Genomic DNA, 24133 nt, shown 5'->3' on the forward strand with positions numbered 1-24133 from the left:
ATGTATATGTTGCTGGGTATGTTGTTGTCTCTCTGACATTTATAATTATATATCCTGATTTCTCATTCGTCAACACTTTTTTTATCTAAAATAAAAAAAGGGCGCGTTGCAAAATTGACGGCGCCCTTTTCGTTTATGATCTCACTTGGGCAGGGGTTATTTTTTTTAATGCCTGTTCGAAGTCCCGCTCTAAATCTTCGGCGTTTTCGACTCCGACGCTCAGGCGCAGAAGGCCGTCTGTGATGCCGCGTTTCTCCCTCTCAGCTTTCGGCATGGCGGCATGCGACATGGCTGCAGGGTATGAGAGAATGGATTCGACGGCGCCGAGGCTGACGGCAAATACCGGAAGCGATACGTTTTCGACCAGCTTTTTGACGGCTTCTTTGCTTTCCAATTCAAAGGACAGGACGGCGCCCGCTCCGCTCGCTTGCCGTTTATGGGTATCGGCTCCCGGGTGTCCGGCAAGGCCGGGATAGTAAACGTTTTTGACGGCGGGATGCCCGTCAAAATAGGCAGCCAGCCGCTCAGCCGTCCGGCTCGCTTTTTCCAGTCTGACCTGCAATGTTTTTAAGCCTCTCAATACGAGCCAACAGTCCTGAACGCCGAGCACCGCTCCAAATGAGTTTTGCAGCTTATACAGCTGATTGCCGAGCTCTTCATCTTTTACGGCGGCAAGGCCTGACAGCACGTCACTGTGTCCGCTTAAAAATTTCGTCGCACTGTGGAGCACGATATCTACACCGAGATCAAGCGGACGCTGCAGAGCAGGCGTCATGAAAGTATTGTCAAGGTATGTCAGACAGCCGTGATCCTTTGCCAGTTTGACGACGCCCTTAATATCCGTGATGCCGAGCGTCGGATTTGACGGTGTTTCCATATAGATGGCTTTCGTGTTCGGGCGGATGGTTCGGGCGACCGCTTCTGTGTCCGTCATATCGACAAAGGTATGTTCAATTCCGAAACGGGACAGAACCTCAGTCACCATGCGGAATGTTCCGCCGTACACATCCTCCGTGACGAGGACATGGTCGCCTTGGGATAAGAGCAGAAACGCCGTCGAAATCGCCGCCATTCCCGAGCTGAAAGCAAAGCCTCTCGTTCCGCCTTCAAGACCTGCGATCGTTTCTTCAAGCGCTGTTCTTGTCGGTGTGCCTGAGCGGCTGTAGTCATATGTCCCGAATTCTTCAAATGAAGACTGATGGAATGTGGAAGCATGCTGGATCGGGACGCTGACGGCTCCGGTGGCTCCGTCTGTTTTAAATGGATTGTGCACGAGCTGGGTTTCCAGCGTCCAATTGTGATTACTCATATGACACGGCCCCCCTCTTTTACTTGCTGTAATGCCTGCTTTACATCCCGCTTCAAATCTTCTGCATGTTCAATGCCCACTGAAAATCTCAGCAGACGGTTGCAGACGCCGTTTGCAATACGGATGTCTTCAGGAATATCCATGTGCGTCTGTGTCGCGGGGTATGTAATAAAGCTTTCCACCCCGCCGAGACTTTCTGCGAAACAGATCGTTTTCAGCGCCTTTAAAAACGGATTGACCCATTCCTCTTTTTGCAGCCGGAAAGACAGCATCCCGCCTTTTCCGGGATATAACACATCGGCGATTTCTTCTTCCTGTTCTAAAAATTCTGCAAGTTCACGGGCGTTATCTTCATGACGGCGCATTCTGAGTCCGAGTGTTTTCATCCCTCTCATTAAAAGCCACGAATCAAACGGCGAAAGAACCGCGCCGATCGCATTTTGGTGATTAAACATGATCTCGCCGAGCTCTTCATCCTTTACGACAGCCAGACCGGCAAGGAGATCATTGTGCCCGCCTAAATATTTTGTGGCGCTGTGAATGACGATGTCCGCTCCCAGTTCAAGCGGGCGCTGGAGCACCGGGGTATAAAACGTATTATCCACAATCAAAAGCAGGCCGGCTTCTTTCGTAATCCGGGCGATTTTTTCAATGTCCGCCTCCTGCATTAACGGGTTTGTCGGTGTTTCAACAAATACCGCTTTCGTGTTTTCCGTTATTTTGGAGCGTAAACAGTCTTCATCGCTGAAATCATCGTAAATAAAGCTTAAGCCGTATTTTCTCCATTCGTTTTCAAACAAACGGTACGTGCCTCCGTATAAATCGGAGGATACAATCAATTCATCCCCGCTTTTAAATAAAGCCATAATCGTTTGAATGGCTGCCATTCCCGAGCTGAAAGCAAAGCCTCTCGCACCGTGTTCCAACACGGCGATAGCGTCTTCAACGAGCTGGCGTGTCGGGTTTTTCGTGCGCACGTAATCAAAACCTGTAGATTCTCCAATTCCTCTATGTCGGTAAGCGGTGGACAGATAAATCGGCGGACTGACCGTTCCCGTTGCTTCTTCGCTTCTATTTCCGATTTGGGCTAATTTTGTATCAACATGCTGCGTCATCAGTAAGCACCATCCTTTTTCAAAAATAAAAAAGCCCCCTCTTCATAAGAAGAAGGAGCTTTTCTCTTCCTCTTATCTTCCAAGCATGTGAATCGCTTGCTGGATTTAGCACCTTGGCACTTTGCCTTCCCGCGGCAAAGCAAACCGGTTGCTGAGGTTTCAAAGGGCCAGTCCCTCCACCTCTCGTGATAAGAATATTGTTTTGTATTTTCTGATTGTTCTATATTAACGCACTATAAAATGAATTTCAATAACTTTTTATTTATCTGAACTCTCGCAAGAAGTGCATCTGAAGAAAGAAATTTCTAATAATTCATGGTACAATAGGAAAAAACCATCAAGACAAGAAGCGGCCTGGAGGAATGCGAAGTGGCATCAAAAAACGGAATCATTCATGAGAAAAAACTTTTCTCCCATGAGCTTGAAGAGGAAATGACCGTTTTGGTCTACCTGCCCGCCACCTTCTCCCCTCTGTATAAATATCATACGGTCATCGCTCAGGACGGCCATGATTATTTCAGATTAGGGAGAATCGGGCGGCAGGCGGAAGAGCTTATGTCAAAAGGGGAAATTGACCGCTGCATCATTATCGGCGTCCCTTATAAAAATGTGCGGGAGCGAAGAAACACATACCATCCAGAAGGCTCTAAATTCGCCTCATATAAGCGATTTATCGCAAATGAGCTCGTTCCTTTTATCGACAAAGAATACCCGACTTATCAAGTCGGATACGGCCGCACCATGATCGGGGATTCCCTCGGCGGAACCGTTTCGCTTATGACGGCGATTGACTATCCGAACATGTTTGGAAACGTCATCATGCAGTCTCCGTATGTTGACGGGCACGTGCTGGATGCCGTCCGGCAGTCGGAGGATCTCAAACAGATTTCCGTTTATCATCAAATCGGAGAAAAAGAAACCGGCGTTCACACGACAGACGGCCAGGTTCTTGATTTCACCGCGCCGAACGAAGAGCTCAAACAGCTGCTGGAAAGCAAACAGTCTGAATACACGTATGAAACCTTCGACGGGGATCATAAATGGACCTACTGGCAGCCGCTCATCACGCCGGCGCTGAAAAAAATGCTGTAACCATTCATTTAAGGAGGGAACTTTCATGAAATACGGTATTGTTTTATTTCCATCAAAAAAATTACAGGATCTCGCTAATTCGTACCGGAAACGCTACGACCCGAGCTATGCGCTCATTCCGCCGCATCTGACGGTAAGAGATCCGTTTGAAGCGACAGAACAGGAAATCGAGCAGGTCGTATCACAGCTGAGACAGACGGCGAAAGAGTCGCATCCGCTCGTTCTGAAAATCACAAAATACAGCTCGTTTTCTCCTGTGAATAATGTGATATATATGAAAGCAGAGCCGACGGAGGAATTAAAATCTCTGAGTGAGAAATGCTACTCAGGAGCATTATCCGGCGAGCCGGAATACAGCTTCGTTCCGCATGTCACGGTCGGCCAGAAGCTGTCGTCAGATGAACATTCCGACGTACTCGGACAGCTGAAAATGCTGGACATTTCCCACGAAGAAGTCATCGACCGTTTTCACTTGCTCTATCAGCTGGATAACGGCTCATGGACTGTGTACGAAACATTTTTATTAGGCGGAGGAGAATAACTGCTTGGAATCCATCATCGCAAAAACTGAAAAACAGCTGAACGACGCTTTTTTCGTCAGAAAAGAGGTCTTTGTTAAAGAACAGCACGTTCCGGAAGAAGAAGAGATTGATCAATTCGAAGACACGTCAGAGCATATAGTCATATATGACGGCGGCCAGCCGGTCGGAGCCGGCAGATGGCGCTTGAAAAACGGGCATGGAAAATTAGAGCGCATCTGCGTGATGAAAAGCCATCGTTCTTTAGGCGTCGGAGCCATCATTATGCAGGCGCTTGAAAAAGCGGCGGCAGCCAAGGGCGCCGACAGCTTTATCTTACATGCGCAGACGCAGGCCGTTCCGTTTTACGAAAAACAAGGATACCGCGTCACATCCGGCGAAGAATTTCTCGATGCGGGCATCCCCCATCTGGAAATGATAAAGGAACACAAACGATAAAATCAAAAGCACTCCTGTTATATGGCAGGAGTGCTTTTTTTATGAAAATAATACTATTTCATGAATTTTATTGCATTTTATGGAAGGTTAATGTATGTTTAGTATACGAAGTATTACAATTCATACAAAAAATACAATTCATATTTCGGAGGGATAAACATGACGGCACCAAAAGGAAAACACATATTCGGGACTGTTAAAGTGGGCACAAAAGGACAGATTGTCATTCCTAAAGAAGCAAGAGATGTTTTCGATATAAATCCGGGGGATTCACTGCTTATGCTTGGGGATGACCAGCAAGGTATCGCACTTGTTAAACAAGAACTCTTTTTCGAGTTTGCAAAAGATATTTTAAACGCTAAGCAAATCGACGCAGATAGCGAGGATGAGTAAATGCACGCGATTGAGCTGAAGCAATTAACGAAACATTATAAAGAAACCGCCGCCGTTGACCGTCTTGAGTTCTCAGTTGAGAAAGGGGAATTTTTTGCTTTACTCGGTGAGAACGGAGCCGGAAAAACGACATTAATCAGTATGCTTTGCGGACTCCTTTCTCCGGATGACGGTGATGCATCAGTGCTTGGACACAGTATTTTGACTGATTTAGATAAAATAAAACCGAAATTGAATATGTCCCCGCAGGAAACAGCTATCGCTCCTCATCTAACCGTACGGGAAAACTTAGAGTTTATAGCCGGTGTCTACGGAATTCCGAAAAAAGAAGCAAAAAAAAGAACAGATGAGATGCTCGAATTGTTTCAATTAAAAGAGAAAGAAAGAGCAAAAACCAAAACATTATCAGGAGGAATGCAGCGCCGGCTCAGCATCGCAATGGGAATGATCACCAAGCCGGATATTTATTTCTTAGATGAGCCGACATTAGGGCTGGACGTCCGTTCGCGCCGCGAGTTGTGGAAAAATCTTGAGGCATTAAAGGGTGACATGACGATTATTTTAACGACACACTATTTAGAAGAGGCTGAAGCCCTGGCAGATCGTATTTGCATTTTAGAAAATGGGACTTTAAAAGCACTGGGTACGGCGGAGGCCCTGAAAAAGCAAACTCATTCAGCTACATTTGAAGATGCCTTTTTAGCGATTTGTGACGGGGAGGCGGGTCTTTATGCTTGATTTCGCCATTCGCAACCGCAAAGAAATTTTTCGTGACCCCCTGTCTATTATCCTTGGAATCGCACTGCCTGTTATTCTATTGTTTCTGTTTACGGCGATTGAAAAAAATGCGCCGCTTGATACCTTTAAAATTCAGCATTTAGCACCCGGACTCATTGTTTTCGGTTTCGCTTTCCTTACGATGTTCTCTGCATTGCTGATCGCAAAAGACAAACAGACCGCCCTTTTGACCCGTTTGTTTGCTTCCCCTTTAAAAACAGCCGATTATGTCATCGGTTATGCAATGCCGATGATGCCGTTAGCCATTTTACAAATCGTCATTTGTTTTATCGCAGCTGCTGCTGCCGGTTTATCCGCCGAGTGGATGAATCTTCTCGCAGGTATCGCTGTCTTGCTGCCGATTGCGATGATGTCCGTTTTCTTCGGTTTATGTTTAGGGGCTGTGTTTACGGACAAACAAATTTCAGGTATCGGAACGATTTATATTACACTCGTGCAGTTTCTGGGCGGGGCTTGGATGGAGGTGAGCCTGCTCGGTGACACATTCAAACATATCGCTTATGCCTTACCGTTTATTCACTCGATCGAGCTGGCCCAGGAAGTCATAACCGGAGATTATTCTTCCTTTCATCAGCATATTTGGCCGATAGCGGGATATACCGTTTTGGCGCTTGCACTTGCTTTCCTCAGTTTTATGAAAATCAGGAAGAGATAAAAAAAGCCGGCACTCCGTAATGGGAGCGCCGGTCTTCTTTATTACGTTTCTTTCAGAAGGCTTATCGTATGCGGCAGCAGACGGTCATCCCCCGGACTGCCATGCCCCGGAACGACAATGCTGATGTCCTGATATCTTTTCATGACTTTGCGGACGGCGCGCGGCCACTGATCCGGATAAAAGCCCGGAGTAGGCACGATTTCCTTTGTTTCTAAAGCCTTGATTAAGCAACCGCCGAATAAGAGCTTATCCTCAGTCAGCCAGACGGTCATATTGTCTTCCGTATGCCCTTTTCCCGGATAAAACGTTTCAATTTTCATATCGCCAAACTGCAGCTTTGTCACGTTTTTCAGATCTCCGAGCGGCCGGTCATATCCCTGCTGTCGGGCGAAGTCGGCGGTCAGCTTCGTGCTGTGCACCTTTACACCGTATTTGTACAGGGTGTTCAGACCGCCGATACGATCATCATGGGCGTGTGTCACAATGGCATCGGTCATCCTTTTGCCGGGAAACCGCTTTTTTATTTGTGTCATTAATTGCTCTGTGAGACTGTCATTCCACGGAGTATCAATCAGTACGATTCCTTTGGAAGTCTCAAGAAGCAATCCGTTCGCAGGGACGGGACTTCCGTCTGCCGTACCGATGCTTGTATGCATCCAGACATGCGGCGCCAGCTGTGTGAGAGTGACACCTTTTGCTGCGGAGCCCTCCGCCGCGTCTGCCGGTTTCATTCCGGGAGTAAAGAGGCCGAAAAGAAATAACCCCGCAATTAATAATGAAAGCTTTCTCAAATTGAATCATTCCTTTCCGCATCTTTCATATATACGACTCAAAAAAACCCGGATATATCCGGGCTTTTTCACACGTATTGATTTATTAACCGGCCTTTTCCCATGATTTGCGGCAGACGGGAAAGAGAGCGCTTACGTTTTTCCTCATGTACTTTCTTTTCTGCGGCTGCGGTGTTTTCCTGGCGGCGCTCCACCTCTCTGTACACCCTGTCATTGGCGAGGGCGGCCGCTTTCGTAATGCCGGCGTAATCAGGCTTATAACCCGCTGCCCGGTTTGCGTATTGAGAATACTGCTGGTTTTGAATCCGTCCTGCATAAATCATATGTACCCCTCCCCTTCGCTTTTCATTTCCCTTAATCTTACTTTTTGAAACGCTGTTCTTTTGTTATGATATTCTTTGTCTATCAAATGGATGAACACCTTTTAATGGGAGGACCCCTTTTTGAAATGCGCCCGACTGAATAACCGAACGATACATTTACATACATATTCTAGAGAACATTACCAATTCCTTTTTGAAGAAGCTCAGAAAGGAAATATTTTTTGCGCACATTGTGAGCAGCCCGTCTTGATGCGGCTTTCGATTTTAGAGCAGCCGGCATTTTATCACCGGCAAAAGGGAGACTTCACCGCCTGTGAAAAAGCATGCGCGGCCAAGGAACCACTAGCGGAGAAAGAAACAGAAGAGTATAAGGAAGCCGGCATGTTCCGCCTGCCGAAAGGAAAAGCGATTTCAGAGAATCCGAAACCGATCGTCTCAGAATGGAAAAGCCCGAAAAAAGTGCCTGCGGCCGAACCGTTTTCACCAACATCCGAGGCGGCTGATACGTCTTTGTTCCCCGGCATCGGCCTGAACCGTGAACAGATGAAGGCAGTTACTGAAACGGACGGGCCTTTATTAGTGCTTGCCGGAGCGGGAAGCGGAAAAACAAGGGTGCTGACAGCACGCGCCGCCCATATGATTGAACACCTCGGCATTTCACCTGAGAATATGCTGCTTGTGACCTTTACGACAAAAGCCGTCGCCGAAATGAAAGAGCGGATGGCAAATGAGTACGGTCTGGCAGCCGGAAAAGTCTCCCGTCTCGTGACAGGAACATTCCACAGCTTTTTCTATAAAATACTCTATCATTATGATTCTTCAAAATGGAACGGCAGCCAGCTTTTAAAAATGGAGTGGCAAAAAGAGCAATATGTGAAAAAGGCGCTCTATGAAGAAAATTTGGATGAAAAAGAGTTTCCCATCGACCAGGCGCTTCAGCTTATCGGCTGCTGGAAAAACACGTATCTCCCCCATGAGACCATTCCGCTTGCGGACGACTGGGAGAAAAAAGTGTACAGGCTCTACGAACATTACGAACGGCAGAAGCGGGAAAAACGGCAATTTGATTTTGATGACATGGCCCAAGGCTGTTATGAACTGTTTCAAAGCCGGCCTGATATTCTCGCGCAGTACCAAAACAGATTTTCTCATATTTTGATTGATGAATTTCAAGATATCAATCCTGTCCAGTACAACATTATGCAAATGATCGCAAGCCCAGAGAATAACCTGTGCTGCGTGGGTGATGACGACCAATCCATTTATGCGTTCCGCGGCAGCAGCCCGTCTTTCATTCTTGACTTTCAAAAGGATTATCCGGCAGCAAAGACCATTTACTTAACGGCAAATTACCGCTCGCCGCATCCGATCGTCTCAAGCGCTCATGCCGTCGTAAAGAAAAATAAAAAACGGTATGAAAAAACACTTTCTGCCGTCAAAGACGGCGTTCACAATCCCGTGATGTTTTATCCTTACGATGAAGAAGAAGAAGCGACCATGATCGTTTCGGATATGAAAGAGAAGATTCAAAACGGGGCGAGTCCTGACGATTTTGCCGTGCTTTACCGGACAAACAGCGCCGGACGGGCCATTTATGAAAGACTGCACCAATCATCGATTCCTTATCATGCCGACCGGGGCGTGCAGACGTTCTACAGCCGCAGAATCGTACGCCAGATCCTCGCCTACTTATATGCGAGTCAGAATGAAGATGATCCGGATGCGGTGAAAGACCTGCTGCCCGCCTTATTTTTAAAGCAATCCGCCCTGCAAACGTTAAAGGCGCTGTCAATTACGGAAGATTGCACGATGATTAAGGCACTGACGAAACTGCCTGACCTGAAGCCTTTTCAAATAGGGAAGATCAAGCAGATCGTTCCGTTTTTCGCAAGCATCCGGACAATGAAGCCGGTTGAAGCCATCACCTTTGCAGAAAGCAAAATGGGTTTTTCCGAGTATTTAAAAAAACGGGGCAATGAGGGAAACAAACTGGAAAAAGGCTCTGATGATCTCAGGGATGTCAAAGTGGCCGCCAAAAAATTCAAAACCATTCCCGATTTTCTTGCGCATGTCGATCATATGCGCGCCGCTGAGAATCTGAAAACCGATGAAAACGGCGTCGAACTGCTGACCATTCACCGCTCTAAAGGTCTTGAATTCAATACGGTCTATATTTTAGGCGCGGCTGACGGCTCGATCCCCCATGACTTCGCGCTTGAGACGGCGAGACAGGGCGATCCCGCTCCGCTCGAAGAAGAAAGACGGCTTCTGTATGTCGCAATGACAAGGGCCATGCAGCATTTATATGTATCTTGTCCCGCGTACAGGCGGGGAAAAACAGCGCGCAGATCAAGATTTCTCGAGCCCCTTCTTCGGACGGACAGACGGAGCGCACTCAGGATATAAAGAACCCGGCAGATCACTGCCGGGTTCTTCTCACATAAAAAGGCCTTTTTAGCAAGGCCGGCTGACGCCTATTTATTGTTCAGCATTTTAGAAATGGTGCCAAAATCAAGTTTCTCTTTACCGCTTGTAATAGATTGAACGATTTTGTCTTCCAATTCTTTCGGAACACGCTTGTTAGCCAGCTGGGACACCTTCTGAATGACGCCTCTCACCGTGTTTTCATCTTTGAAATTGGCATTTTGCAATGATCCTGCAAGGTTCATGACATCCTTCATGCTGACGCCTGTTTTCTTCTCAATATTTTTGAAAAATTGATTATCCATGGTGTGCCTCCTTTTGTGGAGTAATACGATATTGTATGAATAAAGAGCGGAACATGTGCCCGTAAGACAAGGAAAAAATTCCGAGTGCCCCGTCTCTATACTCCTTCATACATCAGGGAAGCACGGGACTGAACGGTCCCGCGCTTATCCAAGGTCTTGCTAAGGTTTAGCCAAAAAAGGATGCACCGACAATGATCAGAAGGATGAACAATACGACAACAAGAACAAATGTTGAGCCGTATCCGCCTCCGACATAGCCGCCTCCGTATCCGCCGCAGCCGCCGTAACCGCCGTAGCCGCCGTATCCGCCATATCCGAATCCCATATCTAAGCACCTCCTTTACTCTCTATACTCTATGTGAGCCGACTTGTTTGGCTTGGATAAATGCATAGGGCCGGTGCGGATTTCATTCATTTTAGTGAGAATGCTCATTTTTCTTCAGTTTCGCTTCTGTTTCGGCGGCAAACACATCTATCCATTCCTCAAAGCGCGATCCCGCTTCATCAAACTCAGACAGCTGTTTTTCAATAGATAAGATATATTTGTCATGCTCCCGCTGGTTTTGATTGTGCCGGCGGTATTTACCGTTTATGAATGATTCAAATATATTCATAACATCCCCTCCTCCTATGATCTATGCCGAACAGAGGCCGACGTTCGGCAAAAAACAAAAAAACCGGAAGCTCCGGTTTTTTAGAAAACGGCTATTTCGGTTTTTTCTTTTGCCCGCAGCCGCAGCCTTTTTTCTTAATTTTTTTTTCGTAAGGCTGATGCTCAGTTGATTTGTATGGAGAGTGTTGGGAAGGTTTGCTTGATTGACTCATGGTGATCCTTCCTTTCCTTATGTCATATATGCCAGTTTATGCCGAAGGTGACGGTAAGTTGCTGGTGGAACCGCCTTATTCCTGCAGAAGACGAGAAACCGCAGCTTCAATGATCCCGGCTGCGCCGGCTATGGCTAACAGTAAAATCAGCCATTGCGCGGTCTCGGGTATCACAATCTGCACGGCAATTAAAAAGGCGGCGCACCATACGCCCGTACACCAGTAGCAGCTGAGAAGTTCACCGATAAATGCCCTGATCCCTTTGCCTTTTATGACAATGTAGGTTTCTGTCGTGCCGTCGGGTGCGGTTTCTGTTTTTTCCTCGTGAAAAAGGCTCCGAAGCGGCGCCATAATAGTGTCAAATACGAAAAGCCTGGCCAGCCGGAAAACGGCAAACGATAACAGAATAAATGAAAGCCAATTGATAACCACCTGTTCACTCCTTTTCAAAACTTGACCTCTTTATACATATGCGAAAACCCTGATCTTCATGAATCGCACCTTGTCCGGTAAAAAAATAGGTGCGGTTTAGTTGTTTTTCTTATTCCGCTCGGCGTTTCATTTGCATTATATAAAGTATGAATGAGAAAGGAGTGAAGGTTATGTCGTTTGAAGAAAAAGTCGAAACACTGCAACCGCAAATATACGAACAATTATCCAACGAATTCGAGCAGACGATCGAAGTGATTGATTGCGAAAATGTCACAATAGATACAACACATATAACGGCCGCTCTTTCTATACAAGCCTCAGTTACTACGGCGATTATCCTCGCGACACAGCTCGCGATCGCAGATGAAGACACAGCCGATCAAATGGCAACCGAACTGCTGATCCTCGAGGATTGCCAAATAAAAAAGCGAACCCTCATTCAAGTCATTAACAGCCGCAATATTAAAATCACACTGACAGCAGACGATATCATGGCCTTTGTACAAACTTTGTTTCAGCTATTAAATATACTTTTTGCTGAACTAGACATCCTTTAACTCTTTCTTTTCAAATTTTTAAAATAGAGGTGAGAACAAATGGCAGATAACGAAAAATTCAAAGAAGAACTCGCAAATCTACCAGAAGTGGATCCGCTTTTAAAAGTGCTTGTCAGCAATGTCTTCAAAAAACACGGCGTGACAAAAGATAAAATGCGGGAAATACCTGATGAAGAAAAAGAAATGCTGATCGCATTAGTGAAAGACATGCAGGCGAAATCAGAAGCTTTTCTTGAAAGCCAGAAACAGAAAAAAGAGCAGAAAGCGCAAGAACAGCAGACAAAGCAGCAAACCCGCAGAGAACAATTAATCGAACAGCTCCGGCAAAGACGCCAAAATCCCGGTCAATAACTAAAAATAGTGATTTTTATCAGGATAGATGCCTGAGTCAAAGTAAGGGGCCGGCTCATTTAATATTAGTAAAAGAAAAGGAGGAATAGATATGGAAAGCAGACCATACTCTTGGGTTGCACTTGATCCTGAATGTGAACATCCGCGAGAAGAAAAAGAAGAAAAAGAAGGCAGAAGATGTAATGTTTGCTGTAACGGACACGGGTTCGGCGAAGATAATGCCTTCATCGACCAAGACCTGGCACAGGCGAATCTCAACAAACAAGTTTCTGAAGAAGCGATTATTATCAGAGATTCTTGTGATATTAACGTGACATCGACAGATATTCAGGCAGTCACTTCAGTCATGACAGCGATTAATGCAGCAGTCGTAACGGCCACTCTCACTTCAATCGCTGACGGAGTCATCGCTGAATTGGTCGCACAAGACTTATTGCAGCTAACAGCTAACAAACAAATCAACCGTCAAAAACTGCTCATCGAAAACTCCCGCGGCGTAAACGTGACAACAGTAGATGCCGATATCGCAACATTGATCTCAACAGCAACAAATACACTGATTGCCATCTTAGTCATCACCCTCGTCCTCTAAAAAGAAAAAGCAGAGCTAAAAATGCTCTGCTTTTTCTTATTTTCTCCGCATATGATGAATATATAGACGTTCACCCACACCAAGTGAGGCTCGCGTACATATGTTGTTAAAGACAAAAGTCAAATACCCTAAAAGAAGGAGCTGAAATCCATGAGCTGCGGAAAACACCATGGCCGAGATGAAAATTGTGTATGCGATGCAGTCGAGAAGATTTTAGCAGAACAAGAGGCTGTTGAAGAACAATGCCCGACTGGATGCTATACGAATCTTTTGAGCCCGACGATTGCAGGTAAAGACACCATTCCGTTTCTCGTATTTGATAAAAAAGGCGGATTGTTCTCCACATTCGGGAACGTCGGAGGATTTGCGGATGACAGCCAGTGCTTTGAGTCCATTTTCTTTCGTGTAGAAAGACTATGCGATTGCTGCGCGACGCTTTCAGTATTGCGCCCCGTAGATGTGCACGGCGACACCCTCAGCGTCTGCCATCCTTGTGATCCTGATTTCTTCGGTTTAGAAAAAACAGAATTTTGCATTGAAGTTGATCTGAGCTGCTTCAGCGCCATTCAGTGCCTTTCACCCGAGCTTGTTAACCGGCCTGCGCCGCACAAAGAGAAAAAGCATCACGGATAGTCATTGATTCGCATCTTTCCTAAAGAAGAATCCCCTTCCAACCTTCTATTACAGATGCAATCATCAGCCCGCCCGGACTTCCGGGCGGCTGACTCTCCGCTATCGTTTAAACCGGTACCATTTAAAACGTGAAGTCAGGAGGGATATTATGAGCAAGCATACAACATACTGTGTGCGTGAAGCGGTAGAAAATATTGAAGACCTGCAAAATGCGGTTGAAGAAGATTGCCCGACAGGCTGTTATTCTAAACTTTTATCTCCGGCTTATACATTAGGCGATACAGTGCCGTTCGCCATCTTCACCTCAAAATCGAAACCGTTCACCGCATTCGGAAACGTCGGCGAGCTGGATAACGGTCCGTGCTTTAATACCGTTTTTTTCAGAGTTGAAAGGGTCTGTGACGGCTGTGCCACATTAAGCCTGCTTATTGCTTTTGACGAGCATAAGCACATTCTTGATTTTACAGATAAAGACTCTCTCTGCGATGTATTCCGTTTAGAAAAAACGAACTATTGCGTTGAAGTCGATCTCCATAGCTTCTGCGCCATCAATTGCCTGAACCCGAGACTGATCAACCGCACACATTCTTAAATCAAAAAGCATAAAAATAAGCTGCCGGATGAAAGAATTCAGGCAGCTTTTTGTATGGTTAAAATCCAAGCGGATGCAGCGAGGTAATATCGTCTATTGCGAGTTCTGCCGGCGCTCCGTTGCTTGTCGTCCGCAGGAAGATCGCATTATTTTTTCTGCCGACGATTACGCCTCTGTAGGTTTTCCCGTTGGCTTCTATCAGACAAAGGGTCCGCGGCATATTATGCGGCAGCTTCGTTAAGAAATCAATTTTTTCAAGAATGGACATTCTGCTCATCGGCTTTTTCACGCGCTTTGGCGGAACCTTTTCCTCTGGGGCGGCATTGTGAACCGCTTCAGGCTCTTTTTTAGCGGCATCAGGCTCTTTTTTAGCGGCGTCGGGCTTGGCAGTGTCCTGCTCCGCTTGCGCCGGAACTTCTTGAACGGCTTCTTCTGCGCGGCTGTGCTGTTCAGGTACTTGCTTTTCTGGTTCGACAGCCACTGCTCCTTCAGGCTGAGTTTGACATTCTTCCTCCCGCTTTCCAGGCATCGGCTCTTCTTCCGGCAGCTGAGGCGCTTTCCTTTTTTTGATTAATATGTCCTGCATTGATGATTGCGTGTCTGAATAATCCGCCTGAACAATATACATGAGCGGTTTTTTTTCCGCGTTTCTGTTTTGTTTTGACATCTTCATCCCTCCGATTCTGTCATGTTTTATTTATATGACGGAATGATTAAAATCAGAAGAAAGAAAAAAGCAATCCCTGAAAGGGACTGCTTGTTATTTAACGTGCGGTAATATGGAATCCTGAATCAACGTGAAGATTTTCGCCCGTGATGCCTCTTGACAGGTCACTGAACAAGAATGCAGCCGTGTCGCCCACTTCTTCAGGTGTTGTCGTGCGGCGCAGAGGCGCGCGCTCTTCAATTTCTTTCAGGATGGAGTTGAAATCACTGATTCCTTTTGCAGACAGCGTACGGATCGGTCCTGCTGAAATGCTGTTGACGCGGATGTTTTCTTTTCCTAAGTCAGCGGCTAAATATCTGACGCTCGCATCAAGAGACGCTTTTGCCACACCCATTACGTTATAGTTTGAAACGACGCGCTCTCCGCCGAGGTAAGTGAGTGTAACGATGCTTCCGCCTTCAGTCATAATCGGACGCGCCGCTTTTGCGACCGCTGTCAGAGAGTAAGAACTGATGTTATGCGCAAGCAGGAATCCTTCGCGGTTCGTATTTAAATATTCGCCGACAAGCTCTTCTTTGTTTGCGAACGCGATGCAGTGCGCAATGCCGTGAATCACGCCGACCTGCTCTTTAATGCTCGCAAAGCAAGTTTCGATCTCAGCGTCATTTGTCACATCACACGGAAGGATGATGGAATCATTTCTTTCTAATGTAGCCGCAAGGTCATGAACTGATTTTTCCAAGCGCTCTCCCGCGTAAGTGAAAATGAGGCGCGCTCCGGCTTCATGCAGCGAACGGGCGATTCCCCATGCGATACTGCGTTTATTGGCAACGCCCATCACAACGATGTTGCGGCCTTCAAGTGAGAAATTCATATGTATAAAGCCTCCTGTAATCGTCTTAAAGACATAGTTTTAGTACCTGATCTTAATTTTTATCATATCATAACCTTGTCCAGATTGAAAGCATGGGAAAAAGACCGCGGATGTTGAAGCGGTCTCTTTTTTATCTCGTCTGCAGACTGTTCCTTTTAAAGGCAAAATGATTGGTCGGGCCGTGTCCCTCTCCAATGCCAAGCGTATGTTCCACGGCTTCCCGCACAAAATTGACGGCTGTCTCAAACGCGGTCTGAATGTTTTTCCCCTTTGCCGTTTCCGCCGTCAGCGCGGCTGCGAACGTGCAGCCTGTTCCGTGGGTGTGTTTGGTGTCAATATAAGCGTGGCTGATTTGGGTAAAAGACGAACCGTCAAATAATAAATCAACGATCCTCCCCTGTTCAGGCTGGTGTCCGCCTTTTATGATGACATGCTTTGCACCAAGCTTGCAAAGGCGTTCGGCCGCTTTTTTCCGGTCCTCAAACGTGCGGATTTCCATTCCCGTCAATACCTCAGCTTCCGGAACATTCGGCGTCACCGCATAGCTGCGCGGAATTAACAGCTCTTTTAACGCGGCCTGAGATTCCTCACGCAGCAGGGAAGCACCTCCTTTGGCAATCATGACGGGGTCGGTGATGACATGATCAAGCCCGTACTGATCCGTTTTTTCCGCAATTTCCGCAATCATTTCCGCGCTCCACAGCATTCCCGTTTTTACAGCGTCAGGCCGCAAATCTTCCGCCACCGCGTCAATCTGGCTGCCCAGCGCTTCCCGGGTGAGCGGATAAATGCCGTGAACACCCAAAGTGTTCTGGGCGGTTACCGCTGTAATGGCTGACATCCCGAAAACGCCGAGCTCCTGAAAGGTTTTGAGATCCGCCTGTATACCGGCGCCGCCTCCTGAATCTGATCCGGCAATCGTCAATGCTTTGCATATGCTCATGATGTTTTTCTCTCCTTTCGCATTATCCGATCCATTTATGATAAAAGGATTTCGCTCTGCTGATATCACTTGTGCCGTGTATTAATGCTCTGCCGTCACGAAACAGTACCATCTTGAAATTGTCTGTGCAAAACGAAATTAAATACGGGTTGGCTGAAACATCAAGCCCTGTCCGTCTGAGCTGTCCCGCAAGTTTTTGCAGATCAACCTGCTCGGAGATCCCCGTTCTGATCTGCACCGTGTTCCGCCCGCACAGAACCGCCGCTTTTGTCTGATTTTCATAGGATAAAAACGGAAAATCGTTTGTGCCGCAGCTTGGGCAATCAGCCGACTTAAGACGGGCGACGTTTATTTCTGACCGTTCATTTTTCCATAAATCAAAGGAACGGAGAACATGCTCGATAGATCCGCCCGTTAACAGCTTCAGCGCATCTGCTGCCTGAAAAACGGCCGTCTGCAATACAGCCGGGCTGATGATTCCCGCCGTATCGCATGTCATACCGCCTAAAGGCAATGTCTCAAGCAGACAATGAAGGCACGGCGTTACACCGGGAATGACGGTAAAAGAGAGCCCGTAGCTGCCGACACAGGCGCCATACAGAAAGGGAATCCCTTTCTGCACAGCCGCATCATTCACAATCAGTCTTGTTTCGAAGTTGTCGGCGGCATCCACGATGAGGGAGGCGTCACGAATCAATCCGGGTGCGTTTTCCGCAGTGACATCCATGACAAATCCCTCGACCTCTACATCACTATTTATAGATCGAAGCCGTTTTTCAGCCGCCGCGGCTTTCGGCATTTCCTGTCTGACATCGTCTTCGGTATAAAGCTGCTGGCGCTGGAGATTACTCCACTCCACATAATCTCTGTCAGCGATCGTTATCTTCCCGACCCCTGCTCTGACAAGCATCTCCGCACTTGCCGTCCCAAGCGCACCCGCGCCGATAATCACGGCATGAGACGACCGGAGCTTCTCTTGGCCGGAGGGACCGATCGGCTGAAACAGCTCCTGTCTGGAATATCTCTCCGTCATACCGGAAGACCGTCTCGCGGACTGCTTGCAGTTCCGTAATCTTTCACCGGAATTCTCCCGGCTTCATAAGAAAGGCGGCCCGCTTCTACGGCAAGCTTCATCGCCCGGGCCATCTTGACCGGATCATCAGCGCCTGACACAGCGGTATTTAACAGCACGCCGTCTGCCCCGAGCTCCATCGCGTAGGCGGCGTCTTTTGAAGATCCGACGCCGGCATCGACAATGACCGGCACCTTCGCCTGTTCAATGATAAAGGAAAGATTCAGCGGATTTAAAATTCCCTGACCGGAACCGATCGGGGAAGCGCCCGGCATAATGGCATGCACTCCGAGCTCCTCAAGACGTCTTGCGAGCACGACATCATCTGACGTATACGGAAGCACGATAAATCCCTCTTCGAGCAGCTGTTCTGATGCTTTCAGCGTTTCAACCGGATCAGGCAAAAGTGACCGGCTGCATCCGATGACTTCTACTTTTATCATGTCACAAAGCCCTGAAGCTTTGGCAAGCCTTGCGATTCGGACCGCCTCTTCAGCCGTTGCGGCGCCGGCCGTATTCGGCAGAAGCGTGTATTTAGACAAATCAAGCTGTTCGAGAAAGTTAGGCTGAGACTCTTCAAAGATGTTCATCCTCCGCACCGCAAAGGTTAAAATATCTGATTCCGAGACGGCCACCGCCTCTTTCTGAATCTCAAAACTCGGATATTTTCCCGTTCCTAACAGCAATCTTGACTGAAACTGTTTTCCGCCTATTGTTAACATCCTCATCCGCCTCCTACAAAATGGACAATTTCTATGACATCGCGGTCACACAAACTCGTCTTTTCATAATTCTTTTTTTCAATGATTTCTTTATTTCTCTCCACAACTACGATTCTTTGATCAAGCTGGTACGATTCAAGCAAATCCTGAACCGTCCCCTCATTTTGATTCCAATCAATTTGTTTTCCGTTCAGCTGAAGGATCATATATGAACAGCCTCCTTGCGATCAATTCGAAACGCTTCTTCCCATTCCTGTTTAATCTGTCTTTCCAGGATCATATCCCGCACCATTTCAGCAGTTGCCGGCGCCAACAGGATGCCGTTCCGAAAATGGCCGGCGGCGAATATGATCCCGCTGTCTTCAGGATGCCGCCCGATAAACGGCTTTCCATCTCTTGTTCCCGGCCTGAGTCCCGCCCAAAACCGGTCTATTTTCATATGTTCGATGGCGGGAAGCATGGTTTTCGCTTTTGCAATGACGGCCTCAATTCCTCCGATGTCAGGCGTATCGCTCCAGTCGCCCTGTTTCATCGTGGCGCCGATGACAAGCCGGCCGCTTTTTCTCGGGACGACATAACAATGATCATGGTAAAGGGTTTTGGTCAGCGGGGTATCGTCATTCCACACGGAAAGGCATTCTCCTTTTACAGGAAAAAAAGGCTGTCCCAAGCCGAGCTGGCTGAAAAACCGGCCGCTCCATACACCGCTTGCAACTGCGACTTTGTCAGCATAGACATCCCCGCCGGACGTTGTGATGCAATATTCTCCGTTCACTCGTTTTACGGAGGTGACTTGTGTATGCTCATATATGTCAGCGCCATAGCGCCGCGCCCCTTTTGCATACGCTTTGCAAACATAGTACGGTTCGACATGGACATCGTCTTTTATAAAACTTGCGCCTAGAATGTCTTTTGAAGCGTAAGGCTCTTTTTCAAGGGCATCTTCCGCTGAAAGCCAGGTGACGGAAGGTAGATCATCCATCTTCCGCAGACGGGCGATATCTTCTTCGGTATACGCCAGTTTAAGCATTCCGCCGTTATGGCGCCTGATGTCAATGCCGCAAGCTTCCTCAAGCTCTTGCCCCGCCGCTTCATACAGCCTTTGACTGTGCATGGCAAAATCAAAAAACGCATCCCGGTTTTCACATTCCGCATGAGCGCCCAGCATTCCCGCGGCAGCGCTTGTCGTTTTTCGGCCGACTTCTCCGGCTTCAAGCAAGACAACGTTCTGCTGCGTCTTCGCCAGCTCATAAGAAATGGCGCACCCGATAATTCCGCCGCCGATCACCGCCGTATCATAGTGCTTCTTCATAATCGGCCTCCCTTACCGCGCGTGCATACCGTTTTGCCGCCTCCTCAGGATTTTCAGCTGAGAAAATGCCTGACATGACGGCAATTCCGTCCGGCTTCGCCTGCTTTGTGTGTCCGATCGTCTGCAGTGTCATTCCGCCGATTGCGATGACGGGGATGGAAAGCGTGCGTTTGATCTCTGAAAGCAGGCTGATGCCTCTTGCTTCAAGTCCTTGTTTACATTCGGTTTCAAATACATGGCCGAACACCACATAATCCGCATCTTCCTTTTCAGCTTGGATGGCTTCTTTCAGCGAATGAACCGAACGTCCGATATGAAGATGGGGAAATCTGCTTCGCACCTGCTTTACGGAAAAGCTGCGGGACGGAAGCTGAACACGGTGTATATTGGCAAAAAGCGCGATATCCGCCCTGTCATTGATGATCAATTTGTCCTTATCCGCACCGCCCTTTTTCAAAAGGGACAAAAGCTGCATGATCTCTCCCGCTGTTTTATCCCGCTCACGGATATGGATAAAGCTTACTTCGCGCTGAATCGAAAGAATATCCTCGGCCAGCTCGGCAACGGGTTTGCGATTATCAGTTACCGCGTGCAGCTCCAAAAGATTCCACCTCTTTTCCGCCCTTCTCGGACCAGCCTTCTTTTTGATAGGCCATTCCCCAAAATTGATATTCATAATAGCTTGAAATCACAAAATTCTCTTTCATTTTCGCGCGGATGTCCTCTGTGCTGTTTTCAGCAATCTCGTCAAAACGGCTGATCTGTTCTTCGACTTGCTGTCTGAACCAGTCTCCGCCGTATGTACCGATCCATTTTTCATAAATCGGATGCTCCGGTTTGCACTCCTTTAAGTGTTCGCCGACTTCATAATAAAGCCAATAACAGGGCAGAAGCGCAGCTAATATTTCTCCAAAATTGCCGCTCATCACCGATCTGTACATATGAGACGTATAAGAATAGGCGGTCGGTGCCGGTTTAAATGCCGCACGCTCTTCTTCCGTAATCCCTATAAGCTCCGTAAACTCGCGGTGCAGCGCCATTTCCGCTTCATATGTCCCTTGAGCGTGGCCCGCCATCCTGCCCGTCGTAAACAAGTCTTCGGCATATGCGGCGCCGAACGCCTGAACTTTTGCAAAATGCGTCAAATAGTAGGAATCTTGCAGCACGTAATAGCTGAAACGGTCTATCGGCAGGCTTCCGTCACCGATTCCCGTTACAAACGGATGAACAAAACTTCCGTCCCACCATTCGGCAGCCGCCAGTCTGCATTCTTCAGAAAATGTCATCATGTCTTCCCCCCTGTTAAAATAAAAAAACCACTTTCCCGCATCGGAAAAGTGGTTTGGAATTTAAATGGATAAAAGGAACCCCAAAAAAATACCGCTCCACTTCCCTACGCAGGTCTGAACCTGTTCAAGTTATGAGGGTCTAAAAGTCTCACTTTTATCTCAGCCCTTATGAAGGACACCCCTAGTGGTCATACGATTATTGATTTATTTGTTATGCCTTCTATATTATCACGAATTGCAATTTGGTCAAGCTTCAAGGATTTTTCTCAGTTCCGACACGTAGTTGCGCGAGCCCGTGACGATGAGACGGTCTCCTGTTTTCAGCCGCGTGTCTCCGTGCGGAACGATGCTGTCCACACCTCTGAAAATCCGGACGAAAATCACATCGCCCATCAGCGGAAATTCTCGCAGAATGATGCCGTTATACGCCGGGTTTTCCAGATTGATCTGATATAACGAAGACTCCTCATTCGTCAGGAGGCTCATCACGCCCGGCGCCTCAATTAATGCGCGCAAGAGCGTCTTTGTAGACAGAAGGATAGAAAAAATACTGATGCCCTCTTCTTTCAGTTTTGTTTCATGCTCAACCGAGCCGACGCTTGCGATGATACGCTCAGTCCCTTTCTCTTTCGCTATTAAGGCGATTTCAGCGTTCACATCTTCATTTCCCGTCGCCACGACAAGAATATCCGTTTTGAAAATACCGTGCGACTCAAGCGTTCCGGGCTCGTAATCAGAAATCGTGTCAACCGAAAAAACGGATTCCGCAAGCGTTTCCCCGGCATTTTCCTGATACACATGGACGACCCGTACTTCATATTCCTCCTCAGGCAATTCCAGCGTAACCGGAAGCGTCATTTGGTTGGCGCCGATAAATGTAATGCGCTTTTTTTCCTGCGGCGCACTTTGCCGTTTGTATAATTTCTTAAAGCCGATCGGCGTGATGATGCTGGCAATAACCGCAACTAAAGTCAGCGCGCCGGACATATTGGCGCTGATAATGTGGAGCCTTTCTCCGATCGTAGCCGCCGCGATAACAAGCGACAGCGTGGACGTCAGCAAAAAGCCCGAAGCAAACACGGTTCTATTGTCATACCATTTCTTTAAATAAAACACCGGGAACATCTTGCTGATAAACAGCGCAAGCAGAAGCAGCGGAATCATCGTTAACGTTTTCGGATCTTGGAAGAGCGTCCAAATGTCCAATTTCACCCCGACCATGACGAAAAAGATCGGAATTAAAAACCCGTAGCCGAAGGAATCCAGCTGTTCCACCATTTCTTTATTCGGAGACAGAAGCGATACCAGAACGCCTGCCAAAAACGCGCCGAGAATATTTTCCGCCCCGAGAGATTCCGATAAAGCGACAAGCACGATAATCAGTGTGAAAATGGCTCTCGTGCCGATCTGCACGGTGCCTTTAGACATCGACTGCACAAATGAACGGTGTTTAAAGATCCTGCCGAAGAAATACAGCACGACCCCCGCGGCAAAGAGAATCAACAGAAGCCACATATTTCCGCTGTCTTCTCCGTAAAGAGAAGAGAAGAAAGCGAGCAGAATCATCGTAGCCAAGTCCGCGATAACGGCGACAAGCAGGATGATCTGGCCGATATTGGAGTTCATAATCCGTTCTTCCTTTAAAGTCGGGACCACCACACCGAGTGATATCGTCGAAATAATAAGCGTCATTAAAAATGCGTTTTGAATAAAACCGGCTAATACAAAGGCATAGGACAGCAGCAATGATAAAATAAAGATGCCGAAAAAGATAATCAGTGCGGCAGAAAACGTGTTGGGCGCTTCCTTGCCGTTCGGAAGGAATTGTTTTTTCTTCCCTTTCTCAAATGAAGAAAAATCAATTTCCAAGCCGCTTAAAAACATTAAAAAGATAAAGCCGAGAACAGACAGCGTCTCCAGCCACGTGTCTCCCTGAACGACAAGATTCAGGCCGCTTTTTCCGATAATAAGCCCCATGATGATCTCCGCGACGACGACGGGGATGCTGAGCTTAAACCGATGTAAAAGGAGCGGCGTCAAAAAAGCGACGATCAGAACGACGACTAAAGATGCGACTGATGTGTGTTCCATTCGTAAATACCTCCTTAAAACAAGGGTTATAAAAGCCCGCTTTAAGCGGGCGAAACCTTACTTTTTTTTAAAAACATAACGCATATTCTAACAAGGCTGAACGCGAAAAAAAAGTGATAAGGCTTTATTTCTTCAATTCTTTTTTTAATTTGTGCAAAAACAGCGTAATTAGGTATAGGAATTAGCCCCATAATAAATAAAAAACCGTTAATAAGGAGGCTGACACGAATGGCTTACGACATCATCAGCGATATACACGGATGTTATGACGAAATGATCGCGTTAATGCAAAAGCTCGGATATGAAGTGAAAGACGGAACGCCCGTTCACTCTGAAGGCAGGACGCTTGTCTTTGCGGGGGATTTAACGGACAGAGGCCCAAAATCCGTAGAAGTGATGCGTTTTGTGGCAAAAGCATATGAAAAAGGAGCCGTCCGTTATGTCCCGGGAAATCATTGCAACAAACTGTATCGTTACTTAAAAGGAAACCCCGTAAAAGTGATGCACGGACTGGAAACGACGGCAGCCGAACTGAAAGAGCTGTCTCCCGCCGACAGAACGGAAGTCTCCAGACAATTCATCCGCTTATATGAGTCAGCGCCGCTTTATGACATTTTACATAAGGGCGATCTCGTCGTCGCTCACGCCGGCATAAAAGCTGACGATATCGGTAAATACTCGCGTAAGGTAAAAGAATTTGTTCTGTACGGCGATATCACGGGTGAAACGTATCCCGACGGCAGACCCGTCAGAAGAGACTGGGCCGCCGCTTATGAAGGCAAGGCATGGATTGTTTACGGCCATACCCCGGTAAAACGCCCCCGGATCGTCAACCGTACAATCAACATTGATACAGGATGCGTCTTCGGCAATCAACTGACAGGCTTTCGCTTTCCAGAGCATGAAACCGTCTCTGTGGAAAGCTCAATGCCCTATGATGCCTCACGATTTCGCGAGGATCACGGAAGGCAGGCATAAAAAAAAGCCCGAAACCGGTAA

The 24133-nt window shown here is 47.4% G+C and carries 30 protein-coding genes, 1 pseudogene and 2 riboswitches; of the genes and pseudogenes, 13 read left to right on the forward strand and 18 right to left on the reverse strand.

Features of this window, described 5'->3' with window-relative positions:
• Positions 1 to 133: 133 nt before the first annotated feature.
• Both metC and SB24_RS03905 read right to left on the reverse strand, forming a co-directional pair.
• Complete coding sequence (metC, locus tag SB24_RS03900; RefSeq protein WP_039251927.1) at positions 134 to 1309, reverse strand: cystathionine beta-lyase; 1176 nt, start codon at positions 1307 to 1309, stop codon at positions 134 to 136.
• A pseudogene (locus SB24_RS03905) lies at positions 1302 to 2424 on the reverse strand (methionine biosynthesis PLP-dependent protein). Before SB24_RS03905 ends, metC begins: the two are co-directional and overlap by 8 nt.
• A gap of 69 nt (positions 2425 to 2493) precedes the next feature.
• A riboswitch (SAM riboswitch) is annotated at positions 2494 to 2619 on the reverse strand.
• 174 nt (positions 2620 to 2793) lie between these two features.
• Here SB24_RS03905 and SB24_RS03910 point away from each other — a divergent pair.
• From SB24_RS03910 to SB24_RS03935, 6 genes are all read left to right on the forward strand, one after another.
• Complete coding sequence (locus SB24_RS03910; protein WP_007409075.1) at positions 2794 to 3516, forward strand: esterase family protein; 723 nt, start codon at positions 2794 to 2796, stop codon at positions 3514 to 3516.
• A gap of 25 nt (positions 3517 to 3541) precedes the next feature.
• On the forward strand, positions 3542 to 4057 hold the full coding sequence (locus SB24_RS03915; protein WP_021494998.1) for a YjcG family protein: 516 nt from the start codon (positions 3542 to 3544) through the stop codon (positions 4055 to 4057).
• Between the two features lie 4 nt (positions 4058 to 4061).
• Positions 4062 to 4493 (forward strand): GNAT family N-acetyltransferase, encoded by a 432-nt coding sequence (locus SB24_RS03920; protein WP_039251936.1) that lies wholly within the window; start codon positions 4062 to 4064, stop codon positions 4491 to 4493.
• A gap of 159 nt (positions 4494 to 4652) precedes the next feature.
• On the forward strand, positions 4653 to 4886 hold the full coding sequence (locus tag SB24_RS03925) for an AbrB/MazE/SpoVT family DNA-binding domain-containing protein (protein WP_003154973.1): 234 nt from the start codon (positions 4653 to 4655) through the stop codon (positions 4884 to 4886).
• On the forward strand, positions 4887 to 5624 hold the full coding sequence (locus SB24_RS03930; protein WP_007409079.1) for an ABC transporter ATP-binding protein: 738 nt from the start codon (positions 4887 to 4889) through the stop codon (positions 5622 to 5624).
• Positions 5617 to 6339 carry an ABC transporter permease gene (locus SB24_RS03935; RefSeq protein WP_015417231.1) on the forward strand — a complete coding sequence of 241 codons (723 nt, stop codon included), beginning with the start codon at positions 5617 to 5619 and terminating at the stop codon, positions 6337 to 6339. Before SB24_RS03930 ends, SB24_RS03935 begins: the two co-directional genes overlap by 8 nt.
• Positions 6340 to 6380: 41 nt before the next feature.
• Here the strand turns inward: SB24_RS03935 and bla are convergent, their stop codons facing one another.
• Entirely contained in the window at positions 6381 to 7130 is a 750-nt protein-coding gene (gene bla, locus SB24_RS03940) for a subclass B1 metallo-beta-lactamase (protein WP_039251944.1), read from the reverse strand.
• 68 nt (positions 7131 to 7198) lie between these two features.
• Positions 7199 to 7453: a hypothetical protein gene (locus SB24_RS03945; RefSeq protein WP_020955647.1), complete on the reverse strand. Its 255-nt coding sequence runs from the start codon at positions 7451 to 7453 to the stop codon at positions 7199 to 7201.
• Positions 7454 to 7573: 120 nt separating this feature from the next.
• On the opposite strand from SB24_RS03945, the gene SB24_RS03950 reads away from it, so the two are divergent.
• Positions 7574 to 9859, forward strand: a complete 2286-nt coding sequence (locus tag SB24_RS03950; RefSeq protein WP_039251949.1) for an ATP-dependent helicase — start codon at positions 7574 to 7576, stop codon at positions 9857 to 9859.
• A gap of 68 nt (positions 9860 to 9927) precedes the next feature.
• On the opposite strand, the gene SB24_RS03955 is transcribed toward SB24_RS03950, so the two are convergent.
• The 4 genes from SB24_RS03955 to SB24_RS03970 all read right to left on the reverse strand — a co-directional run bounded on the left by SB24_RS03955 (position 9928) and on the right by SB24_RS03970 (position 11439).
• Entirely contained in the window at positions 9928 to 10182 is a 255-nt protein-coding gene (locus SB24_RS03955; protein ID WP_003154986.1) for a sporulation-specific transcription regulator SpoVIF, read from the reverse strand.
• Between the two features lie 166 nt (positions 10183 to 10348).
• Positions 10349 to 10507, reverse strand: coding sequence for a YjcZ family sporulation protein (locus SB24_RS03960; protein ID WP_039251952.1), 159 nt, complete (start codon positions 10505 to 10507; stop codon positions 10349 to 10351).
• Positions 10508 to 10598: 91 nt separating this feature from the next.
• Positions 10599 to 10796 carry a hypothetical protein gene (locus tag SB24_RS03965; protein ID WP_012117306.1) on the reverse strand — a complete coding sequence of 66 codons (198 nt, stop codon included), beginning with the start codon at positions 10794 to 10796 and terminating at the stop codon, positions 10599 to 10601.
• A 286-nt stretch (positions 10797 to 11082) separates the two neighbouring features.
• A complete protein-coding gene (locus SB24_RS03970; protein WP_007409086.1) occupies positions 11083 to 11439 on the reverse strand; it encodes a DUF1360 domain-containing protein in 357 nt (118 codons plus the stop codon).
• Positions 11440 to 11609: 170 nt separating this feature from the next.
• Between SB24_RS03970 and SB24_RS03975 the strand changes: the two genes are divergently transcribed.
• The 5 genes from SB24_RS03975 (at position 11610) to cotZ (ending at position 14164) form a co-directional block, all read left to right on the forward strand.
• Entirely contained in the window at positions 11610 to 11996 is a 387-nt protein-coding gene (locus SB24_RS03975) for a spore coat protein (RefSeq protein WP_039251956.1), read from the forward strand.
• Between the two features lie 39 nt (positions 11997 to 12035).
• On the forward strand, positions 12036 to 12347 hold the full coding sequence (locus SB24_RS03980) for a hypothetical protein (RefSeq protein WP_007409088.1): 312 nt from the start codon (positions 12036 to 12038) through the stop codon (positions 12345 to 12347).
• Between the two features lie 91 nt (positions 12348 to 12438).
• Positions 12439 to 12939: a spore coat protein CotX gene (cotX, locus tag SB24_RS03985; protein ID WP_007409089.1), complete on the forward strand. Its 501-nt coding sequence runs from the start codon at positions 12439 to 12441 to the stop codon at positions 12937 to 12939.
• Positions 12940 to 13089: 150 nt separating this feature from the next.
• Entirely contained in the window at positions 13090 to 13572 is a 483-nt protein-coding gene (cotY, locus tag SB24_RS03990; protein ID WP_007610670.1) for a spore coat protein CotY, read from the forward strand.
• 148 nt (positions 13573 to 13720) lie between these two features.
• Complete coding sequence (cotZ, locus tag SB24_RS03995) at positions 13721 to 14164, forward strand: spore coat protein CotZ (RefSeq protein ID WP_015417224.1); 444 nt, start codon at positions 13721 to 13723, stop codon at positions 14162 to 14164.
• A gap of 58 nt (positions 14165 to 14222) precedes the next feature.
• On the opposite strand, the gene SB24_RS04000 is transcribed toward cotZ, so the two are convergent.
• From SB24_RS04000 to SB24_RS04045, 10 genes are all read right to left on the reverse strand, one after another.
• Positions 14223 to 14831 carry a CotO family spore coat protein gene (locus SB24_RS04000; RefSeq protein ID WP_039251961.1) on the reverse strand — a complete coding sequence of 203 codons (609 nt, stop codon included), beginning with the start codon at positions 14829 to 14831 and terminating at the stop codon, positions 14223 to 14225.
• Between the two features lie 97 nt (positions 14832 to 14928).
• Positions 14929 to 15705 (reverse strand): enoyl-ACP reductase FabI, encoded by a 777-nt coding sequence (gene fabI, locus SB24_RS04005; RefSeq protein WP_003155001.1) that lies wholly within the window; start codon positions 15703 to 15705, stop codon positions 14929 to 14931.
• A gap of 130 nt (positions 15706 to 15835) precedes the next feature.
• The gene (gene thiD / locus SB24_RS04010; RefSeq protein WP_015417222.1) at positions 15836 to 16648 is read right to left on the reverse strand and encodes a bifunctional hydroxymethylpyrimidine kinase/phosphomethylpyrimidine kinase; all 813 of its coding nucleotides are present in this window, start codon (positions 16646 to 16648) and stop codon (positions 15836 to 15838) included.
• A 22-nt stretch (positions 16649 to 16670) separates the two neighbouring features.
• Positions 16671 to 17681 (reverse strand): thiazole biosynthesis adenylyltransferase ThiF, encoded by a 1011-nt coding sequence (gene thiF, locus SB24_RS04015; protein WP_039251967.1) that lies wholly within the window; start codon positions 17679 to 17681, stop codon positions 16671 to 16673.
• Complete coding sequence (gene thiG, locus SB24_RS04020; RefSeq protein WP_007610655.1) at positions 17678 to 18448, reverse strand: thiazole synthase; 771 nt, start codon at positions 18446 to 18448, stop codon at positions 17678 to 17680. Before thiG ends, thiF begins: the two co-directional genes overlap by 4 nt.
• Positions 18445 to 18648 carry a sulfur carrier protein ThiS gene (gene thiS / locus SB24_RS04025; RefSeq protein WP_039251972.1) on the reverse strand — a complete coding sequence of 68 codons (204 nt, stop codon included), beginning with the start codon at positions 18646 to 18648 and terminating at the stop codon, positions 18445 to 18447. The genes thiG and thiS overlap by 4 nt, the downstream gene beginning before the upstream one ends.
• Positions 18645 to 19754 (reverse strand): glycine oxidase ThiO, encoded by a 1110-nt coding sequence (gene thiO, locus SB24_RS04030; RefSeq protein ID WP_039251975.1) that lies wholly within the window; start codon positions 19752 to 19754, stop codon positions 18645 to 18647. The genes thiS and thiO overlap by 4 nt, the downstream gene beginning before the upstream one ends.
• On the reverse strand, positions 19738 to 20355 hold the full coding sequence (gene tenI / locus SB24_RS04035) for a thiazole tautomerase TenI (RefSeq protein ID WP_012117296.1): 618 nt from the start codon (positions 20353 to 20355) through the stop codon (positions 19738 to 19740). Before tenI ends, thiO begins: the two co-directional genes overlap by 17 nt.
• Positions 20333 to 21040 (reverse strand): thiaminase II, encoded by a 708-nt coding sequence (tenA, locus tag SB24_RS04040; protein WP_039254950.1) that lies wholly within the window; start codon positions 21038 to 21040, stop codon positions 20333 to 20335. Before tenA ends, tenI begins: the two co-directional genes overlap by 23 nt.
• 87 nt (positions 21041 to 21127) lie before the next feature.
• Positions 21128 to 21236: riboswitch (TPP riboswitch) on the reverse strand.
• A 53-nt stretch (positions 21237 to 21289) separates the two neighbouring features.
• Entirely contained in the window at positions 21290 to 23134 is a 1845-nt protein-coding gene (locus tag SB24_RS04045) for a monovalent cation:proton antiporter family protein (protein WP_039251978.1), read from the reverse strand.
• A gap of 228 nt (positions 23135 to 23362) precedes the next feature.
• Here SB24_RS04045 and prpE point away from each other — a divergent pair, with 228 nt between their 5' ends.
• A complete protein-coding gene (gene prpE, locus SB24_RS04050) occupies positions 23363 to 24112 on the forward strand; it encodes a bis(5'-nucleosyl)-tetraphosphatase PrpE (RefSeq protein WP_039251980.1) in 750 nt (249 codons plus the stop codon).
• Positions 24113 to 24133 lie beyond the last annotated feature (21 nt).

Source organism: Bacillus sp. Pc3 (assembly GCF_000815145.1).
Classification (GTDB): Bacteria; Bacillota; Bacilli; order Bacillales; family Bacillaceae; genus Bacillus; species Bacillus velezensis.

What these genes read in the sequence shown, in the direction of transcription:
- metC (WP_039251927.1), bottom strand. Translation starts at nt 1,309, where the DNA reads ATGAGTAATCACAATTGGACGCTGGAAACCCAGCTCGTGCACAATCCA.
- SB24_RS03915 (WP_021494998.1), top strand. Translation starts at nt 3,542, where the DNA reads ATGAAATACGGTATTGTTTTATTTCCATCAAAAAAATTACAGGATCTC.
- SB24_RS03925 (WP_003154973.1), top strand. Translation starts at nt 4,653, where the DNA reads ATGACGGCACCAAAAGGAAAACACATATTCGGGACTGTTAAAGTGGGC.
- SB24_RS03930 (WP_007409079.1), top strand. Translation starts at nt 4,887, where the DNA reads ATGCACGCGATTGAGCTGAAGCAATTAACGAAACATTATAAAGAAACC.
- SB24_RS03935 (WP_015417231.1), top strand. Translation starts at nt 5,617, where the DNA reads ATGCTTGATTTCGCCATTCGCAACCGCAAAGAAATTTTTCGTGACCCC.
- SB24_RS03945 (WP_020955647.1), bottom strand. Translation starts at nt 7,453, where the DNA reads ATGATTTATGCAGGACGGATTCAAAACCAGCAGTATTCTCAATACGCA.
- SB24_RS03955 (WP_003154986.1), bottom strand. Translation starts at nt 10,182, where the DNA reads ATGGATAATCAATTTTTCAAAAATATTGAGAAGAAAACAGGCGTCAGC.
- SB24_RS03960 (WP_039251952.1), bottom strand. Translation starts at nt 10,507, where the DNA reads ATGGGATTCGGATATGGCGGATACGGCGGCTACGGCGGTTACGGCGGC.
- SB24_RS03965 (WP_012117306.1), bottom strand. Translation starts at nt 10,796, where the DNA reads ATGAATATATTTGAATCATTCATAAACGGTAAATACCGCCGGCACAAT.
- SB24_RS03975 (WP_039251956.1), top strand. Translation starts at nt 11,610, where the DNA reads ATGTCGTTTGAAGAAAAAGTCGAAACACTGCAACCGCAAATATACGAA.
- SB24_RS03980 (WP_007409088.1), top strand. Translation starts at nt 12,036, where the DNA reads ATGGCAGATAACGAAAAATTCAAAGAAGAACTCGCAAATCTACCAGAA.
- cotX (WP_007409089.1), top strand. Translation starts at nt 12,439, where the DNA reads ATGGAAAGCAGACCATACTCTTGGGTTGCACTTGATCCTGAATGTGAA.
- cotY (WP_007610670.1), top strand. Translation starts at nt 13,090, where the DNA reads ATGAGCTGCGGAAAACACCATGGCCGAGATGAAAATTGTGTATGCGAT.
- cotZ (WP_015417224.1), top strand. Translation starts at nt 13,721, where the DNA reads ATGAGCAAGCATACAACATACTGTGTGCGTGAAGCGGTAGAAAATATT.
- SB24_RS04000 (WP_039251961.1), bottom strand. Translation starts at nt 14,831, where the DNA reads ATGTCAAAACAAAACAGAAACGCGGAAAAAAAACCGCTCATGTATATT.
- fabI (WP_003155001.1), bottom strand. Translation starts at nt 15,705, where the DNA reads ATGAATTTCTCACTTGAAGGCCGCAACATCGTTGTGATGGGCGTTGCC.
- thiD (WP_015417222.1), bottom strand. Translation starts at nt 16,648, where the DNA reads ATGAGCATATGCAAAGCATTGACGATTGCCGGATCAGATTCAGGAGGC.
- thiF (WP_039251967.1), bottom strand. Translation starts at nt 17,681, where the DNA reads ATGACGGAGAGATATTCCAGACAGGAGCTGTTTCAGCCGATCGGTCCC.
- thiG (WP_007610655.1), bottom strand. Translation starts at nt 18,448, where the DNA reads ATGAGGATGTTAACAATAGGCGGAAAACAGTTTCAGTCAAGATTGCTG.
- thiS (WP_039251972.1), bottom strand. Translation starts at nt 18,648, where the DNA reads ATGATCCTTCAGCTGAACGGAAAACAAATTGATTGGAATCAAAATGAG.
- thiO (WP_039251975.1), bottom strand. Translation starts at nt 19,754, where the DNA reads ATGAAGAAGCACTATGATACGGCGGTGATCGGCGGCGGAATTATCGGG.
- tenA (WP_039254950.1), bottom strand. Translation starts at nt 21,040, where the DNA reads ATGACATTTTCTGAAGAATGCAGACTGGCGGCTGCCGAATGGTGGGAC.
- SB24_RS04045 (WP_039251978.1), bottom strand. Translation starts at nt 23,134, where the DNA reads ATGGAACACACATCAGTCGCATCTTTAGTCGTCGTTCTGATCGTCGCT.
- prpE (WP_039251980.1), top strand. Translation starts at nt 23,363, where the DNA reads ATGGCTTACGACATCATCAGCGATATACACGGATGTTATGACGAAATG.